Below are 16,838 nucleotides of genomic sequence, written 5' to 3' on the forward strand. Positions count from 1 at the left end.
AGCACACCCATGCCCCGACTCCGTCCGCTCGCCGCCGTCACCGGGACCGTCGCCGGAGCCGCCGCCCTGGCGCTCGCGCTCACCGGCTGCGTCCCCAACAAGGCCGACGCGACCGCAGAAGCCATCGCCGTGACGCTGTCCGACACGGCCTGTACGGTGTCGACGAACACGGCGAAGGCCGGCCCGATCACCTTCCAGGTGACCAACACCGGCGCCGACGTGAACGAGTTCGAGCTGCTCGCCACCGACAAGCTGCGTATCGTCGGCGAGAAGGAGAACATCGGCCCGGGGACGACCGTGAACTACGTCGTGCAGCTCGAACAGGGCGACTACTTCTCGGCCTGCCGGAAGGGCATGGTCGGCAACCCTACGCACGTCGCCGCGTTCACGGTCACCGCGGGCTCCGGCACGACCGTCTCCCAGAGCGAGAGCAAGCAGGTCGCGCAGGCCGTGAGCGACTACACCGGCTACGTCAAGGACCAGTCGGGCGCGCTGCTCACCGCCACCAAGGCGTTCGCCGCCGCGTACGCGGGAGGAGACGACGCCGGAGCGCGGTCCCAGTACGCCTCGGCCCGCTCCTACTACGAGCGGATCGAGCCGACGGCCGAGCAGTTCGGCGACCTCGACCCGGCGCTCGACCTCCGCGAGGCCGACCTCGCGCAGGGCCAGACGTGGACCGGCTGGCACCGCATCGAGAAGGACCTCTGGGCCCCGGCCGGCTACACCCCCGCCGACGCCGCCACCCGGACGCAGCTGGCCGACCAGCTGGTCGCCGACACGCAGAAGCTGTACGACCTGGTTCACGCGAAGGGCTTCACCCTCACCATCGACCAGATCTCCAACGGCGCGATCGGCCTGATGGAGGAGGTCGCCGGCTCCAAGATCACGGGCGAGGAGGAGGCGTTCTCGCACACCGACCTGGAGGACTTCCAGGCCAACCTGGAGGGCGCCCAGGTCGCCTACGGCGTCGTGCGCGACCTCGCGTCGAAGAAGGGCGGCGCGGGCGCTGATGTGGTGAGCAAGCTCGACAGCGAGTTCGCCACCGTCGCGAAGACCCTCGCCCAGTACAAGAGCGGCGACGGCTTCGTCAGCTACACCACGCTCAGCACCGACCAGGTGAAAGAGCTCTCCGACCAGGTCAACGCGCTCAGCGAGCCGCTGAGCCGGCTGACCTCGATCATCGTCAAGTGACGCAGCACCCCAGCGAGGAGGCCGGGCTCCCGGAGGTGGAGGAGGCCTCCGGTCGTCCGGCGCGCCCGGCGCGTCCGTCCGACTCCCGCCCCGGCCTGTCCCGCCGCGGGATGCTGGGGATCGCCGGCGCGACCGTCGGCGCCGGGCTGGTCGGCATCGGCGCGGGCGTCGCCGCCGACCGCGCGGTGCTCGGCGCCACCGCTCCGGCCTCCACCACCTACCCCTTCTACGGCGCCCACCAGGCGGGCATCACGACGCCCGCGCAGGACCGCCTCCACTTCGCCGCCTTCGACACGTCGCCCGGACTCGACCGCGCCGGCCTGATGGAGCTGCTTCAGGACTGGACGGTCGCAGCCGCCCGGATGACGCAGGGCCGCCCGGCCGGGAAGTACGGGCCTGCCTCGGGACCCTCCGACGCTCCCCCGGACGACACCGGCGAGGCGCTCGACCTGCCCCCCGGAGGTCTGACGCTCACGTTCGGCTTCGGTCCGACGCTGTTCCGGACGGCCGCGGGCGAGGACCGCTTCGGCATCGCCTCCCGCCGCCCGGAAGCGCTCGTCGACCTGCCGCGCTTCCCCGGCGACGCGCTCATCGACGCGATCAGCGGCGGCGACCTCTGCGTGCAGGCGTGCAGCGACGACCCGCAGGTCGCCGTGCACGCCATCCGCAACCTGTCGCGGATCGCCTTCGGCCGCGCCGCCATCCGCTGGTCGCAGCTCGGCTTCGGCCGCACCTCCTCCACCTCGCGCGCGCAGGCGACCCCGCGCAACCTGTTCGGCTTCAAGGACGGCACCGCCAACATCAAGTCGGAGGACCAGTCGGTCGTCGAAGACCAGGTGTGGGCGTCCGGCGGCGACGGCGCCGGGTGGATGGCCGGCGGCTCGTACCTCGTCGCGCGCAAGATCCGCATGATGATCGAGACCTGGGACCGGCAGCAGCTCGGCGAGCAGGAGCGCATCGTCGGCCGCGACAAGGGCGAGGGCGCCCCGCTCTCCGGCGGCAGCGAGTTCACGACGCCCAACTTCCTCGCGCTGGCGAAGGACGGCGGCACGAAGATCGACCCCGACTCGCACGTCCGCCTCGCGCATCCCACCATGAACGACGGCGCGCAGCTGCTCCGCCGCGGCTACAACTTCGTCGACGGCAACGACGAGCTGGGCCGGCTCAACGCCGGGCTGTTCTTCATCGCGTTCCAGCGGGACCCGCGGAAGCAGTTCATCCCCATCCAGCAGCGACTCGCCGGGAACGACCTGATGAACGAGTACCTCCGCCACGTGGCATCGGGAGTGTTCGCGGTGCCGCCGGGGGCGAAGGACGGGTCGTTCGTCGGGGCGGGGCTGTTCGCGTAGGTCCTTACGGGGTCGGTGACGGGCTGGGCGCCTTGCCCTTCGAGACCGAGTAGTTGGCGACCCAGCCGTTGCTGCCGGCGTCCGTGACGACGACGAGCACGCCGTAGGTGCCGTTGCTGAAGGTGCCGGTCCCCCCGCCGTTCGACCCCTGGGCACCGAAGTCACCGCTGAAGCCAGCGTCAGTGAGCTGCTTCGCGATGCCGGTATACGCCTCCCCGCCCGGCACCTTCACCGTGACGTTCCACACCTTGTCGTCGCCGGAGCCGAGCGCGGCCGCGAACACGACGTCGCCGCTGGCGAGCGGCACGTCCTTCGGGAAGTCGGACGGGATGTTCGTCCCGCCGACGTCGACGTTGCCGCCGGACACGTCCTTGACGACGCTCTGGAAGCTGCACCCGCTGAGGGCGGGAGCGGCGCCGAGGAGGAGCACAGCGAGGACCGGGACCGCGAGCAGACGACGTTTCATGCCTCCCATTCTCCCGCCCGCCATCCGCGCCCGGGTTGCGCGATCCCTCCATTCGCCGAAGTGCACCGTGTTGCGGGTGACACGCCGTGGAGGTGCGCAACAAGGTGCACCTCGGCGAAACGACCCCGGAAACGGGAACGGCGCCCGGACGGAACGGATCCGTCCGGGCGCCGTGGGGCGCGGGGGCGCGTCAGACGGCGGCCGCGTCCTGACGCTTCAGGCGGGCCGCAGCGCGGCCGCGGGCGGTCGCGTCGAGCTCCACCTTGCGGATGCGGACGGCCTCCGGGGTCACCTCGACGCATTCGTCGTCGCGGGCGAACTCCAGGCACTCCTCCAGGGTCAGCTGACGCGACGGAGTCATCGACTCGAAGTTGTCGGCCGTCGACTGACGCATGTTGGTCAGCTTCTTCTCCTTGGTGATGTTCACGTCCATGTCGTCGGCACGCGAGTTCTCACCGATGACCATGCCCTCGTAGACCTCTTCTGTCGGGTTCACGAAGAAGGTCATGCGCTCCTGGAGGGCGATGATGGCGAACGGGGTGACCACGCCGGAGCGGTCTGCCACGATCGAGCCGTTGCTGCGTGTCACGATGTGACCGGCCCACTCGTCGTAGCCGTGCCCGATGGCGTTGGCGATGCCGGTGCCGCGGGTGGTCGTCAGGAACTCGGTGCGGAAGCCGATGAGCCCGCGCGACGGCACGATGAACTCCATGCGGACCCAGCCGGTGCCGTGGTTCGCCATGTTCTCCATGCGGCCCTTGCGCGCGGCGAGGAGCTGCGTGATCGCGCCCAGGTACTCCTCCGGCGCGTCGATGGTGAGGTGCTCGTACGGCTCCTGCAGCTTGCCGTCGACGCGCTTGGTGACGACCTGCGGCTTGCCGACGGTCAGCTCGTAGCCCTCGCGGCGCATCTGCTCGACCAGGATGGCCAGCGCGAGCTCGCCGCGGCCCTGGACCTCCCACGCGTCCGGACGGCCGATGTCGAGCACGCGGAGCGATACGTTTCCGATCAGCTCGCGGTCGAGGCGGTCCTTCACCATGCGGGCGGTGAGCTTGTGGCCCTTCACCTTGCCGACGAGCGGCGAGGTGTTGGTGCCGATGGTCATCGAGATGGCGGGCTCGTCGACGTGGATCGCGGGAAGCGGGCGCACATCCTCCGGGTCGGCCAGCGTGTCGCCAATCATGATGTCGGCGAAACCGGCGACGGCGACGATGTCGCCGGGGCCGCCGGACTCGGCCGGGTAGCGGTCGAGCGCCTTGGTCATCAGCAACTCGGTGACGCGGACGTTGTGCACGTCGCCGTCGTGGCGGACCCAGGCGACGGTCTGGCCCTTCTTCAGGGTGCCGTTGAAGATGCGGAGCAGCGCGAGGCGGCCGAGGAACGGCGAGGCGTCGAGGTTGGTGACGTGCGCCTGCAGCGGCGCCTCCGGGTCGTAGCTCGGCGCGGGGATGTGCTCGAGGATCGCCTCGAACAGCGGCTCGAGGTCGTCGTTGTCGGGCAGGTCGCCGTTGGCCGGACGGTTGTGGCTGGCGGCCCCTGCACGACCGGACGCGTAGACGACCGGCACGTCGAGGATCGCGTCGAGGTCGAGGTCGGGCACGTCGTCGGCCATGTCGCTGGCGAGGCCGAGCAGCAGGTCCTGGCTCTCGCCGACGACCTCCTCGATGCGGGCATCGGCGCGGTCGGTCTTGTTGACGGCCAGGATGACCGGGAGCTTGGCCTCGAGCGCCTTGCGCAGCACGAAGCGGGTCTGCGGCAGCGGGCCCTCGGACGCATCCACCAGCAGCACGACGCCGTCGACCATGGAGAGACCGCGCTCGACCTCTCCGCCGAAGTCGGCGTGGCCGGGGGTGTCGATCACGTTGATGGTGATCGGGCCGTTGGGGGCGTGGACGCCGTTGTACGAGATCGCCGTGTTCTTGGCGAGGATGGTGATGCCCTTCTCGCGCTCCAGCTCGTTGGAGTCCATGGCGCGCTCTTCGACGTGCGCATGCGCGTCGAAGGAGTTCGTCTGCTTGAGCATGGCGTCGACCAGCGTGGTCTTGCCGTGGTCGACGTGGGCGACGATCGCGACATTGCGCAGATCATCGCGGCGGGCGACGGCGTTCTCGGACATGCTTAAGGACTCGACTCTCGTCAGAAGGAAGAAGGGGAACGGTCCATTCTATCGTGGATCCGCTCCCCTTCTCCTGTGTCCGCTGTCAGCGAGCGCGTCGCGCCCGCCCAGCGAGGCCTACAGCCCGCGCGCCGCGGGCGGCTCCGGGTCAGGCACGACGGTGGTCGGCGCGGTCTCGTCGGCGCCGGCGGCGAGCAGTTCCAGCCGCAGGGCGCGGCGGGCGCGCTGCTGGTCCGGGTCGGGGAGCGGGACCGCGGCGAGGAGGCGCTGTGTGTACGCCTCCTTCGGGTAGCGGAGGATCTCGTCGCGCGTCCCCACCTCGACCAGACGGCCGTGGTGCATCACGGCGATGCGATCGGCCAGCACGTCGATGACGGCGAGGTCGTGCGTGATGAACAGGCACGCGAAGTTCATCTCCTTCTGCAGCACCTGCATCAGCTCCAGGACGCGGGCCTGCACGGAGACGTCGAGCGCGCTCGTCGGTTCGTCGGCGATGAGCACCTGCGGCTTCAGCGACAGCGCGCGGGCGATGCCGACGCGCTGCTTCTGGCCACCGGAGAGCTCGTGCGGGAACCGGCTGCGGTAGGCGCGCGGCAGCTCGACGCTGTCGAGCAGGCGGTCGACCTCCTTCGAGAGCTCAGCGCCCTTGAGACCCTTCGCGAGCCGCAGCGGCTCGCCGATCGAGTCGGAGATCTGCAGACGCGGGTTCAACGACGACGACGGGTCCTGGAAGACGATGCCGACGTTGCGGTGCAGCTTCCGGATCTCGTCGCGGCCGGCGTTGCTGATGTCCTGCCCAGCGACCACCAGCTGACCGGAGTGGATCGGCAGGAGGCCGATCGCCGCGCGGCCGAGCGTCGTCTTGCCGGAGCCCGACTCGCCCACCAGGCCGACGACCTCGCCCTCGTGGATCTTCAGGTCGATGTTGCTCGCGGCGCGGAAGGCCGGCACGCGGCCGTGCTTCGGGTACTCGATGGCGACGTCGCGGAAGTCGACCACGACCTCCCGCTTGTCCATCTCGGACTTCTCGTGCTCGGCCTGGGCGGCGCGCTCGTTGGCGCGGATCCGCTCGGCGAAGGCGGCGTCCGGGTTCTCGGTGCCCGCGGCGAGGGCCGCGGTGGTGTCAATCTCCTCGTCCTCGCGCTGACCCAGGTGGGGCACAGCGTCGAGCAGCGCGATGGTGTACGGATGCTGCGGCGCGGCGAAGACCTCGGCGACCGTCCCGGACTCCACGATGTCGCCCTTGCGCATCACGACGATGTTGTCGGCCAGGTCGGCGACGACGCCCATGTCGTGGGTGATGAGCAGGATGGCGCTGTCGAGCCGGTCGCGGAGGCTGCGCAGCAGCTCCAGGATCTCGGCCTGCACGGTCACGTCGAGGGCGGTCGTGGGTTCGTCGGCGATCAGCAGCTTCGGGTCGCACGAGATCGACTGGGCGATCATCGCGCGCTGGCGCTGGCCGCCGGACAGCTGGTGCGGATAGGAGTTGAACGCCTTCTTCGGATCGGGCAGCTCGACCATGGCGAGCAGCTCGAGCGCGCGTTCCTTCGCCTCGTGCGGCGACATCCCGAAGTGGATGCGGAGCGTCTCGACGATCTGGAAGCCCACGGTGTACACCGGGTTCAGCGCCGTCATCGGCTCCTGGAAGATCACCGCAACCTGGCGACCGCGCACCCGGCGCATCTGCGGCTGGCTCAGGCCGGTCAGCTCGCGACCGTCCAGCTTGATCGACCCGCGCACGCGGGAGTTCTGCGGCAGGAGGTCGAGGATCGCCATCGAGCTCGCGCTCTTGCCGGAGCCGGACTCACCGACGATGGCGAGCACCTCGCCCGCCTTGATCTGGTAGTTGAGCTTCTTCGCGGCCGGCACCCACTCGCCGTCCACACCGAAGTCGACGGAGAGGCCGGTCACCTCGAGGACGGGGCCGCCGGTCGCAGGCGTCGTCCGAGCCGGGTTGGTCTCAGGTCTCATTCGTGGTTCCTTTCGGGGGCGCGCTCTGCGTCGGAGGAGAACATCGGGAATGAGAGCATGGAGCCATGCCCTACGTCTCCCCCGCCGAGCGCGAGATTTTCGTGTCCCGGTTCAACCGGGTCCTTGCCGTGCTGATCTGGGCGGCCGCTGCCGCCCTGACCATCGGCCTGCTGGTGAGCGTCCGCGACGCCCGGCTGCTGTACATCGTCCCGGTCGCGCTCTTCGCGTTCATCGCCTGGGCCATGCTGTGGCGCCCACTGCTCGTCGTCGGTGACGACGACGGCCTGACGATCGTCAACGTGACGCGTACGATCCGGATTCCGTGGGAGGCGCTGATCGCGGTCGACACCAAGTACGCCCTCACGCTCTACACGCCCGGGCACAAGTTCCCGGTGTGGTCCGCGCCGGCCCCCGGCACCACCCGCACGCTCCGGGCGACCCGCAGCGAGACGAAGGGCCGCGTCGGCCGGCCGGGCGTCGAGGACAGCCTGCGCCGCCCCGGCGACCTGCTGGCGACCGAGTCGGGCGCCGCTGCCGAGGTGGTTCGCCGTCGCTGGGCGGCCCTCCAGCAGTCGGGAGCGGTCGAGGCCGGCCGCGCCGACGAGACGCCCGTGGGCATCCGCTGGCACATCGGTTCGCTCGTGGCGCTGGTGCTGCTCGCGGCGGGCAGCGTCGCCGCCCTGCTCCTGGCCTGAGGCGGCCAGGAGCAGCGCGGCGGGGGCGGTGGTCACAGCACGTCCTCCGCGAGGGCCGCTCCGGTCCTCGGCGCGCGGTCGTCGCCTTCGCCCTCCTCCGGCTCCTGCTCGCGCATCTTGCGCAGGTTGAAGCGGCGGTGGCGCGGGTCGAACGCGTCGCGCAGGCCGTCTCCGACGAAGTTGACGAGCAGCGCCAGGGTGACGATGAACCCGCCCGGCCACCAGAACAGCCAGGGCCGCGTCTGGAACGCCGACTGGTTGGAGCTGATCAGGAGGCCGAGCGAGACGTCCGGCGGCCGGATCCCGTAGCCGAGGTACGACAACGCGGTCTCGAGCAGGATGGCGGAGGCCATGATCAGGGTCGAGGCGACGATCACCACGCCGATGGCGTTCGGCAGGATGTGCTTGAAGATGATGCGGGCGTCCGAAGCGCCGGCGACGCGCGCCGCCTCCACGAACTCCCGCTCGCGGAGCGACAGGAACTCGCCGCGGACCAGTCGGGCGATGCCCATCCACGAGAAGAACCCGAGCATCAGCGCCAGGAAGAAGGCGCCCAGTCCGCCGAATGCGTGCCCGACGACCGAGCCGATCACCAGCGCAGGGATGACGATGAAGACGTCGGTGATGCGCATCAGGATGGCGTCGACGACACCGCGGAAGTACCCGGCTACGGCGCCCACGACGACACCGGCGACGCTCGCGATCAGGCCGAGGACGACCATGACCAGGATCGAGTTCTGGATGCCGCGCATGGTCAGCGCGAAGTAGTCCTTGCCGATGCGGTCCTGCCCGAACGGGTGCTCCCACGTCGGCGCGCCCTGCTTCACCTGGTCGTTCAGCTCGACGTAGTTGTACTTCCACCACCCGTGGATCGGCCCGAGGCCGATCGCCGAGATCGAGAAGAGCAGGATGAGGATGAACAGGATGGCGCTGCCGACAGCGACCTTGTTCGAAAGGAACCGCTTCCAGACCAGCTTGCCCTGACTGACCGGAGGCGCGGTGGGCGCCTCCAGCTCGTCGGCGATACGTGTGTTGTCGGACATTATCGGACCCTCACTCTCGGGTCGAGTGCGGCGTACGCGAGGTCTGCCAGGAAGTTGAACAGGATCGCCATGGCGGCGATCACCAAGAAGTAGGCCATGACCGGATTGAGGTCGCCGCGCTGCAGTCCGGCGTTGAACAGCGAACCCATCCCGGGGATCGCGAACACCCTCTCCGTGATGACAGCGCCACCGAGCAGCGCGCCCACATCGAAGGCGACCAGGGTCGTGATCGGGATCAGCATGTTGCGGAAGGCGTGGCGCACCACGACCGTCCGCTCCGGCAGGCCCTTCGCGCGGGCGGTGCGGATGAAGTCCTGGTTCAGGACCTCGAGCATCCCGGCCCGCGAGTAGCGGGTGTACGAGGCGAACGAAATCAGCAGCAGCGCGATCGTCGGGAGCACCAGGTGCGTGAACGTGTCGAGCCCGGTGACCCACATGTCGCCCTCGAGGCCCGGCGTCGAGGAGCCGACCGTCGCGATCGGGCGGCCGTTGGTGTCCTGGAAGTACTGCGGCCAGGCCTGCATGAAGCGGTCGACGATGATCAGGAACCCGGACACCAGCGTGACGATCACGGCTACGCGCATGTTCTGGCCGCGGTCGTAGCCACCGACGAACCACCCGATCGCGAGGGTCACGACGATGGCGACGATCGCGAGGATCACGATGGTGGCGACGGTCGAGACGTCGAACAGCGGCTGCAGGGCGAAGTAGCAGACGAGGCTGACCGCCCCGGCGATGGCCGCCGAGATGAGGGCGCGCCTGTTCTGCAGCCCCGAGATGAGCGCGGTCGCGCCGACCACGGTCGCAGCGATCAGGAGGATCATCACCACCGGGCCGAGGCCGGGGACGAGGAACCAGTTCATCGCCGACATCAGCAACAGGACGCCCGCCGTCGCCACGCCGGAGATGACGAAGGTGAGCAGACGCCGCCTCCGATCACCGCCGACGAGCGACTGCCAGATGAGGCCGGCGACCACCCCGATGATGACCGCGACCCACCACGGGATCGTGGGATGCGCGAGGAAGTTGTTGAAGCCGATCGCGACGAACTCCTTGAGGAGCACGGCCACGAGGAACGCCGGGAGCGAGTACAGGAAGAAGCTGAGGAACGTGACGACGTTGTCGAGTCCGCTGTACTGCCGGAGGGCGGTGACGATGCCGATGGTGACACCGAGGAGGATGGCGAGGATCAGGGCGAAGGTGACCAGCTGCACCGTCGAGCCGAGCGCCTGAGGCAGGATGTCCGTCACCTGGGCGTTGGAGACCGTCGATCCGAGGTCGCACGCGTTGGCGAACGGGATGAGGCACTTGGCGGCGCCGCCGAGCCACAGCAGCCAGCGCAGCGGCGGCGGGACATCGAGCTGGAGCAGCTGGATGCGCGCATTGATCAGCTGCGTCTTGTTGGGGGAATTGCTGCTTCGCAGGTCCTGGAGCGGGTCGGCACTGTAGGCCACCAGCATGTACATCAGGAACGAGGCGGCGATGATGATGAGCACTGAGACCAGGAGGCGTCTCAGGATGAAACTCGCCATAGGTTCAAAACCTTCACTGACAGGACGCGCCGATCGGGGGTGCGGCGGAGGGGGGTTGCCGCCAGGCGCGTATCTCACGGGGTGGACGGATCGCGTCCACCGACTACATGATACGGGGCGTCGGCCGAGACCGACGCCCCCCGCAGGCAGAGTGCCCGGGGTTCACCCGGGCACTCTGTCTTACGGAGCTGTTACTTCGAGGAGGACGACTTGACCGACCACTCCCAGAAGTTCCAGAACGGGCCGGACTGCCCGCCGTTGTACTTGACGCCGTCGACGCGCGACGTGGCGCCGAAGACACCCGGCAGCTGGAACAGCGGGAGCCCGTAAGCGTCGCTGAACGTCTGCTTGTCGATCTGGTACTCGATCTTCGTCAGAGCATCCTTGTCGAGGGTGGTCTGCGACTTGAGGGCCAGGTCGTTGGTGCCGGTGTAGCGGTTGTAGTTTCCGCCACCCTGCGAGGAGAACACCTGCGGCAGCTGCGAGGTGCCTGCGCCCGGGCTGATCCAGCCGAAGAGCGAGGCGTCGTAGTCGCCACCCGGGAGCAGCTTGCTCCAGTCGGGCGAGCCGGCGTCGACGACCTTGAAGCCGGCCTTGGCGGCCGAGGCCGAGATCGCCTGGAACTCGTCGACACGGTTCGGGTTGTTCGTGTTGTACAGGATGCGCACAGTCGGGGTGGCACCGGCGAGAAGCGCCTTGGCGCCATCGATGTCGACCTTGCTGTACTTGTCGGAACCGTTCTGCTTGACGCTACCGGCGTACTCCGACTGGTTCGGCAGGAAGATCTGCGAGTCCAGGACCTTCGCCTTCGGGTCGACCGGGGTGACGATCGAGTCGAGGATCTGCTGACGCGGGATCGTCTTCAGGAACGCCTCGCGGACCTTCGGGTCGGCGAACACCTGCGAACCGAAGTTCAGGTCGAGGTGGTCGTACGACACCTGGGCGCCGGTCAGGACCTTCGCGCTGGTCTGCTTGAGCGCGGTGATCGTGTCGGCGGACGCCTGGGGGTTGATGACGTCCACTTCGCCGTTCTGGAGAGCGGTCACCTGGGCGTTCGCGTCCGGGATGATGCGGAACACGATCTTGTCCACGCTCGGCTTCAGACCGCCGGCGTAGTACTTGTTCTGCGTCATGGTGAGCGACTGGCCCGGGGTCCACGAGGAGACGACGAACGCGCCGGAGCCGACCAGGAGGTCCTTGTCGGTCGGGAACGCGGTCACGTCGTAGCCCGTGTTGACGAAGTCCGCCGCCTTCTTCAGCGAGGCGTCAGGGGCGGCCGGGTTCGCCGGGTCGCCCTTCGGCAGGCCCTTGAGCAGCTTCGTCAGGTCGGCGGCCGACGACAGGCCCGCCTTCTTGGCGACGATGTGCGCGGGCTGCGCGATCGGGTTGACGAGCTCCCAGTCGACGTACGGGGTGCCGTACTTCAGGGTGATCGTGCGGTTGTCGTTGCTGATCGTCGGGAAGTCGGTGGTGTCGAGGCCAGCGGTCGACCCTGCGTACGTGAAGTACTGGGTGCCGGTGGTGACGTTGCCGTCGCTGTCGAACTTGGCCGAGTCGTAGTGGCCGGACTGGATCGCCCAGGCGAGCACCATGTCGTCAGCGGTGACGGGCTGGCCGTCGGACCACTTGTCGTCCTTGTTGAGCGTGTACTTGACGGTCAGCGGGTCATCCGAGGTCTTCTCGAACGTGCCGAACTTGTCGTCGTGGACGATCTTGTAGTTGTTGTCGAGGTACTGGAAACCCGTTCCGTACGACCCGTCGAGGTACGCGACCTGTCCGTTCGTGTCGAGGTTGCCCTGAGGCGTCTGCGAGTTGAACGAGGTGAAGTCGTTGACGACCGCAACCGTCACGGTGCCGCCCTTGGCAGCGGACGAGGTGCTGGTGCTGCCGGACGTGGTGCAGGCCGACAGTGCGAGTGCTGCGACGCCTGCGACGGCGACCGCGCTGACCGCGTACCTCACCCTTCTTCCGTTGATGTGCAATGTTCCTCCTGTGCGAAGTGTGCGTCGGGCCAGGCGTGCGAGAGTGCCTGTCCCGCGCGGGATAAGAATGACCCTAGGTATCGTGGGGAGCGATTGCAAAACAGCGCGGCAAAACGTTACATAGTGGTAACTCAGTCGCCGGATTCGTGCACGAAGCGCACAAAAACGATGGATTCGGCCGTGCAATGCAACGATCCGTCCGATTCGCCGCGGGCCTGGCAGGATGCTCCTATGAGCGAGACGCGGACGTGGTCCGGCGAGACCCCGGTGAGCCGCGAGAGCCGTCCGCGGCTGTGGTGGGAGATCGCCATCGTGCTCGGGCTGTCGCTCGGGCAGTCGGCCGTCTACTCCATCATCACCATCGTCGACCGTGCCACCCAGAGCACCCCGCTGTCGCAGCAGAAGGCGGAGGTGAACCCGAGCCAGTCGCCGCGCGAGGTCTTCGACTTCCTCTACCAGGTGCTCGGGAACCTTTTCCCGCTGTTCGCCGTGGCACTCGTGATCTACCTGCTGTGGCAGCCGCAGCGGAGCGGCTTCCGCAGGATCGGCCTCGACCTCACGCGCCCCGGCAGCGACCTGGGCGGCGGGGTGCTGCTGTTCTTGGTGATCGGCGTGCCGGGCATCCTGTTCTACGCGCTCGGCCGTGTGCTCGGGCTCACTGTCACCGTGGAGGCCTCGACGCTGAGCGCCCACTGGTGGACGGTTCCGGTGCTGATCCTGGCCGCGCTCCGCGCCGGGCTGCAGGAGGAAGTGATCGTCGTCGGGTACCTGTTCACCCGCCTGCGGCAGGTCGGCTGGGGGCAGGGCGCCTGGGGGAAGTGGACGATCATCCTCGCGGCGGCCCTGCTGCGCGGCAGCTACCACCTCTACCAGGGCTTCGGACCGTTCGTCGGCAACGCCATCATGGGCGTCGTCTTCGGCTGGTGCTACACGCGCTGGGGCCGGGTCATGCCGCTCGTGATCGCCCACACGATCATCGACATCGTCTCGTTCGTCGGCTACCCCCTCGCCGTCGCCCTCTGGCCCGCCATCTTCGCCTGAGCCTCCCTCCCGGGCCGCTGCGCCCACCGTCGAGTACACAAAAACTGCACGGATTTCGGCGGATTCCGTGCAGTTTTTATGTACTCGATGGTGGGCGGCTGGATGGTGGGCGGCTCGATGGTGGGCGGCTGGGGCGCGGGAGGGGGTCAGGCGAAGGCCTCGGGGGGCGGGCAGGCGCAGAAGAGGTTGCGGTCGCCGTAGGCCTGGTCGATGCGGCGGACGGGGGGCCAGTACTTGTTCCGCACAAGGGACGGGACGGGGTAGACGGCCTGCTCGCGCGAGTAGGGGTGGCTCCAGTCGGAGGCGACGACAGACTCCGCGGTGTGGGGCGCGTTGCGCAGCGGATTGTCGTCCGAAGGCCAGTCCCCCGCCGCGACGGCGTCGGCCTCTTCGCGGATCGCGATCATCGCGGCCACGAAGCGGTCAAGCTCCGCCAGGTCCTCGCTCTCGGTCGGCTCCACCATCAGCGTGCCGGGTACCGGGAACGACATGGTCGGCGCGTGGAAGCCGTAGTCGATCAGCCGCTTGGCGACATCGTCCACGGTCACGCCGGTGCGCTCGGTGAGCAGACGGAGGTCGAGGATGCACTCGTGCGCGACCAGGCCGTCCTCCCCCGCGTAGAGCACCGGGAAGTGCTCCCGCAGGCGGGCCGCGACGTAGTTCGCCGCGAGCACGGCCGCACCGGTGGCGTCCTTCAGCCCCTCGGCCCCCATCATCCGGACGTACGCCCAGCTGATCGGGAGGATGCTCGGGCTGCCGTACGGCGCCGCCGAGACCGGCGCGCCGCCGTGCTCGATGCGATCGCCGCCGGCCAGCGGGTGCGTCGCATCCTGAGCGAGCGGATGCCCGGGCAGGAACGGCGCGAGGTGCGCCTTCGCCGCGACCGGGCCGACCCCTGGACCGCCGCCGCCGTGCGGGATGCAGAACGTCTTGTGCAGGTTCAGGTGACTGACGTCGCCGCCGAAGTCGCCGAACCGGGCGTAGCCGAGCAGGGCGTTGAGGTTGGCGCCGTCGACGTACACCTGACCGCCGGCGTCGTGGACGGCTTGAGTGATGGCGACGACCTCGTGCTCGTAGACGCCGTGCGTCGACGGGTACGTGATCATCAGCGCCGCCAGCGTGTCGGCGTGCTCCGCGATCTTGGCGCGGAGGTCGTCGAGGTCGACGTTGCCGAGCTCGTCGGTCGCCACGACGACGACGCTCATGCCGGCGAGCACCGCCGAGGCGGCGTTGGTGCCGTGGGCGGACTGCGGGATGAGGCACACCGTCCGCGCGAGGTCGCCGCGGGAGCGGTGGTAGCCGCGGATCGCGAGCAGTCCGGCCAGCTCGCCCTGGCTGCCCGCGTTGGGCTGCAGGGAGACGGTGTCGTAGCCGGTGACGTCGGCCAGCCAGCGCTCCAGCTGGTCGATCAGCTCCAGCGAACCGGCCACATCGGCGGCCGGGGCGAAGGGATGCAGCGCCGCGAACTCGGGCCAGGTGACGGCCTCCATCTCGGTGGCCGAGTTGAGCTTCATGGTGCACGAACCGAGCGGGATCATGCCCCGGTCGAGCGCATAGTCGCGGTCCTGCAGCAGCCGCAGGTAGCGCATCATCGCGGTCTCGGAGTGGTGCGTGTTGAACACCGGGTGCGTCAGGTACGCCGACTCGCGGGCGAGCGCCGGGTCGAACGCGGCGTCCGCGCCGAACATCAGGGTGGCCTCCCCCTCGACCGTTCCGCCGAGGACCCGGATCAGGTCGGCCAGCGGGAACGTGCCGTCGCGCAGGTCGGCGGCCGACTCCTCGTCGAGGCTGAGGGAGACGAGGCCCGCGTCGGTGGCGTGCAGCAGCAGGCCGCGGTCGTGCGCCCGGGCGACGACCGTCGCTGCGTCGTCGACCTCCACCTGGAGGGTGTCGAAGAACGAGCGGGAGACGACCTCCACGCCGGCCTCGCGCAGCGCCTGAGCGACGGCGACGGCTGACAGGTGCACCTGGCGGCCGATCGCGCGGAGCCCGGCGGGGCCGTGGTAGACCGCGTACATCGCCGCCATCACCGCGAGGAGGACCTGCGCCGTGCAGATGTTGGAGGTGGCCTTCTCGCGGCGGATGTGCTGCTCGCGGGTCTGCAGGGTGAGCCGGTACGCGGGCTTGCCCACCGCATCCTGGGAGACGCCGACCAGGCGCCCGGGCAACTGGCGCTCCAGCCCCTTCCGGACGGCCATGTAGCCGGCGTGCGGCCCGCCGAAGCCCATCGGGACGCCGAAGCGCTGGCTGGTGCCGACGGCGACGTCCGCCCCCAGCTCGCCCGGAGCGCGCAGCAGGGTCAGAGCGAGCAGGTCGGCGGCGGCGACGATGACCGCGCCCGCCTCCTTGGCCGTGCGGATGGCGGCCGACGGATCCCAGACCCGCCCCGACGCACCCGGGTACTGGACGAACAGCCCGAACGCGTCCGACAGCTCCGGCGCATCGGCCGGGAGGGAGGCGAGGTCGAGCACGACGAGTTCGATGCCTACCGCCTCCGCCCGGTTCCGGAGCAGCGCGAGCGTCTGCGGGAACGTGTCCGCGTCGACCACGAACTTCGCCGACTTCGCCCGGGAGGCGCGCCGCGCCAGCAGCATCCCCTCGACCACCGCGGTCCCCTCGTCGAGCATGGACGCGTTGGCCGTATCCAGGCCCGTCAGGTCGGAGACCATGGTCTGGAAGTTGATCAGCGCCTCCAGCCGGCCCTGCGAGATCTCCGGCTGGTACGGCGTGTACGCGGTGTACCAACCCGGGTTCTCGAGCACGTTCCGCTTGATCACGGCGGGCGTGATCGTGCCGTAGTAGCCGAGGCCGATCAGGCTGCGGTTGACCGTGTTGCGCGCAGCGAGGGCACGCAGCTCGCGCAGGGCGGCACGCTCGCCCAGCGGAGCGGGCAGGACGGAGGTGCGGTCGCCGTCCACGCGGATGGAGTCGGGGACGGCCGCGCCGACGAGATCGTCGACGGATGCCCACTCGCGGGAGGCCGCCGCACCGATCGCAGACAGCATGGTGCTCTGCGCGTCGCCATCGGTGCCGATGTGACGCGAGGGGAAGAGGTCGGTCATGAAGGGGTCGGAACCTTACTCGCCGGTGAGGGCGGCGTACTCGTCGTAGCTCAGGAGGTTGTCGGGGAGCTCGGTGAAGCGGACCTTGACCAGCCAGCCCTCGCCGAACGGGTCGGAGTTCACGAGCTCCGGGGCGTCGACCACGGCGGAGTTCGCCTCGGCGACGGTGCCGTCGACCGGAGCGAACAGCTCGCCGACCGACTTGGTCGACTCGATCTCGCCGACCACGCGACCGGCCGTCACGTCGCTGCCCTCCTCCGGGAGCTCGACGAACACCACGTCGCCCAGCTTCTCGGCGGCGTAGGAGGTGATGCCGACGGTCGCGACGTCGCCCTCGACCAGGAGCCACTCGTGCTCGGGGGTGTACTTCAGGTCTCGTTCTGCGGCCAT

12 protein-coding genes are annotated in these 16,838 nt (G+C 69.2%); 4 read left to right on the top strand and 8 right to left on the bottom strand.

The genetic code is table 11. The features are described 5' to 3' along the window. Nucleotides 1-9 precede the first annotated feature (9 nt). A complete protein-coding gene (gene efeO / locus SB754_RS09925) occupies nt 10-1,191 on the top strand; it encodes an iron uptake system protein EfeO (protein ID WP_410782159.1) in 1,182 nt (393 codons plus the stop codon). Then, nucleotides 1,188-2,540 (top strand): iron uptake transporter deferrochelatase/peroxidase subunit, encoded by a 1,353-nt coding sequence (efeB, locus tag SB754_RS09930; RefSeq protein ID WP_410782160.1) that lies wholly within the window; start codon nt 1,188-1,190, stop codon nt 2,538-2,540. The genes efeO and efeB overlap by 4 nt, the downstream gene beginning before the upstream one ends. Before the next feature lie 4 nt (nt 2,541-2,544). On the opposite strand, the gene SB754_RS09935 is transcribed toward efeB, so the two are convergent. From SB754_RS09935 to SB754_RS09945, 3 genes are all read right to left on the bottom strand, one after another. Next, on the bottom strand, nt 2,545-3,006 hold the full coding sequence (locus SB754_RS09935) for a hypothetical protein (RefSeq protein WP_410782161.1): 462 nt from the start codon (nt 3,004-3,006) through the stop codon (nt 2,545-2,547). A gap of 190 nt (nt 3,007-3,196) precedes the next feature. Beyond that, nucleotides 3,197-5,122, bottom strand: coding sequence for a translational GTPase TypA (gene typA / locus SB754_RS09940; protein ID WP_410782162.1), 1,926 nt, complete (start codon nt 5,120-5,122; stop codon nt 3,197-3,199). Nucleotides 5,123-5,239: 117 nt separating this feature from the next. After that, the gene (locus tag SB754_RS09945) at nt 5,240-7,093 is read right to left on the bottom strand and encodes an ABC transporter ATP-binding protein (RefSeq protein ID WP_410782163.1); all 1,854 of its coding nucleotides are present in this window, start codon (nt 7,091-7,093) and stop codon (nt 5,240-5,242) included. 65 nt (nt 7,094-7,158) lie between these two features. On the opposite strand from SB754_RS09945, the gene SB754_RS09950 reads away from it, so the two are divergent. Continuing rightward, nucleotides 7,159-7,788 carry a PH domain-containing protein gene (locus tag SB754_RS09950; protein ID WP_410782164.1) on the top strand — a complete coding sequence of 210 codons (630 nt, stop codon included), beginning with the start codon at nt 7,159-7,161 and terminating at the stop codon, nt 7,786-7,788. Nucleotides 7,789-7,820: 32 nt separating this feature from the next. Here the strand turns inward: SB754_RS09950 and SB754_RS09955 are convergent, their stop codons facing one another. The 3 genes from SB754_RS09955 to SB754_RS09965 all read right to left on the bottom strand — a co-directional run bounded on the left by SB754_RS09955 (nt 7,821) and on the right by SB754_RS09965 (nt 12,345). Beyond that, nucleotides 7,821-8,831, bottom strand: a complete 1,011-nt coding sequence (locus SB754_RS09955) for an ABC transporter permease (protein WP_410782165.1) — start codon at nt 8,829-8,831, stop codon at nt 7,821-7,823. Then, complete coding sequence (locus SB754_RS09960) at nt 8,831-10,363, bottom strand: ABC transporter permease (protein ID WP_410782166.1); 1,533 nt, start codon at nt 10,361-10,363, stop codon at nt 8,831-8,833. Before SB754_RS09960 ends, SB754_RS09955 begins: the two co-directional genes overlap by 1 nt. Nucleotides 10,364-10,554: 191 nt before the next feature. Next, nucleotides 10,555-12,345 carry an ABC transporter family substrate-binding protein gene (locus SB754_RS09965; RefSeq protein ID WP_410782167.1) on the bottom strand — a complete coding sequence of 597 codons (1,791 nt, stop codon included), beginning with the start codon at nt 12,343-12,345 and terminating at the stop codon, nt 10,555-10,557. A gap of 231 nt (nt 12,346-12,576) precedes the next feature. Here SB754_RS09965 and SB754_RS09970 point away from each other — a divergent pair, with 231 nt between their 5' ends. Then, entirely contained in the window at nt 12,577-13,386 is an 810-nt protein-coding gene (locus tag SB754_RS09970) for a CPBP family intramembrane glutamic endopeptidase (RefSeq protein WP_410782168.1), read from the top strand. Nucleotides 13,387-13,532: 146 nt separating this feature from the next. On the opposite strand, the gene gcvP is transcribed toward SB754_RS09970, so the two are convergent. Further along, nucleotides 13,533-16,448, bottom strand: coding sequence for an aminomethyl-transferring glycine dehydrogenase (gcvP, locus tag SB754_RS09975; RefSeq protein WP_410782169.1), 2,916 nt, complete (start codon nt 16,446-16,448; stop codon nt 13,533-13,535). A gap of 15 nt (nt 16,449-16,463) precedes the next feature. Beyond that, nucleotides 16,464-16,838, bottom strand: coding sequence for a glycine cleavage system protein GcvH (gene gcvH, locus SB754_RS09980; RefSeq protein WP_410782170.1), 375 nt, complete (start codon nt 16,836-16,838; stop codon nt 16,464-16,466).

This window comes from Leifsonia sp. SIMBA_070, from assembly GCF_046534635.1.
Lineage (GTDB): Bacteria > Actinomycetota > Actinomycetes > Actinomycetales > Microbacteriaceae > Leifsonia.

Coding starts and splice junctions, on each gene's coding strand:
- SB754_RS09960 (WP_410782166.1), bottom strand. CDS start 10,363: ATGGCGAGTTTCATCCTGAGACGCCTCCTGGTCTCAGTGCTCATCATC.
- gcvH (WP_410782170.1), bottom strand. CDS start 16,838: ATGGCCGCAGAACGAGACCTGAAGTACACCCCCGAGCACGAGTGGCTC.
- SB754_RS09935 (WP_410782161.1), bottom strand. CDS start 3,006: ATGAAACGTCGTCTGCTCGCGGTCCCGGTCCTCGCTGTGCTCCTCCTC.
- SB754_RS09970 (WP_410782168.1), top strand. CDS start 12,577: ATGAGCGAGACGCGGACGTGGTCCGGCGAGACCCCGGTGAGCCGCGAG.
- efeO (WP_410782159.1), top strand. CDS start 10: ATGCCCCGACTCCGTCCGCTCGCCGCCGTCACCGGGACCGTCGCCGGA.
- SB754_RS09955 (WP_410782165.1), bottom strand. CDS start 8,831: ATGTCCGACAACACACGTATCGCCGACGAGCTGGAGGCGCCCACCGCG.
- gcvP (WP_410782169.1), bottom strand. CDS start 16,448: ATGACCGACCTCTTCCCCTCGCGTCACATCGGCACCGATGGCGACGCG.
- SB754_RS09945 (WP_410782163.1), bottom strand. CDS start 7,093: ATGAGACCTGAGACCAACCCGGCTCGGACGACGCCTGCGACCGGCGGC.
- typA (WP_410782162.1), bottom strand. CDS start 5,122: ATGTCCGAGAACGCCGTCGCCCGCCGCGATGATCTGCGCAATGTCGCG.
- SB754_RS09950 (WP_410782164.1), top strand. CDS start 7,159: ATGCCCTACGTCTCCCCCGCCGAGCGCGAGATTTTCGTGTCCCGGTTC.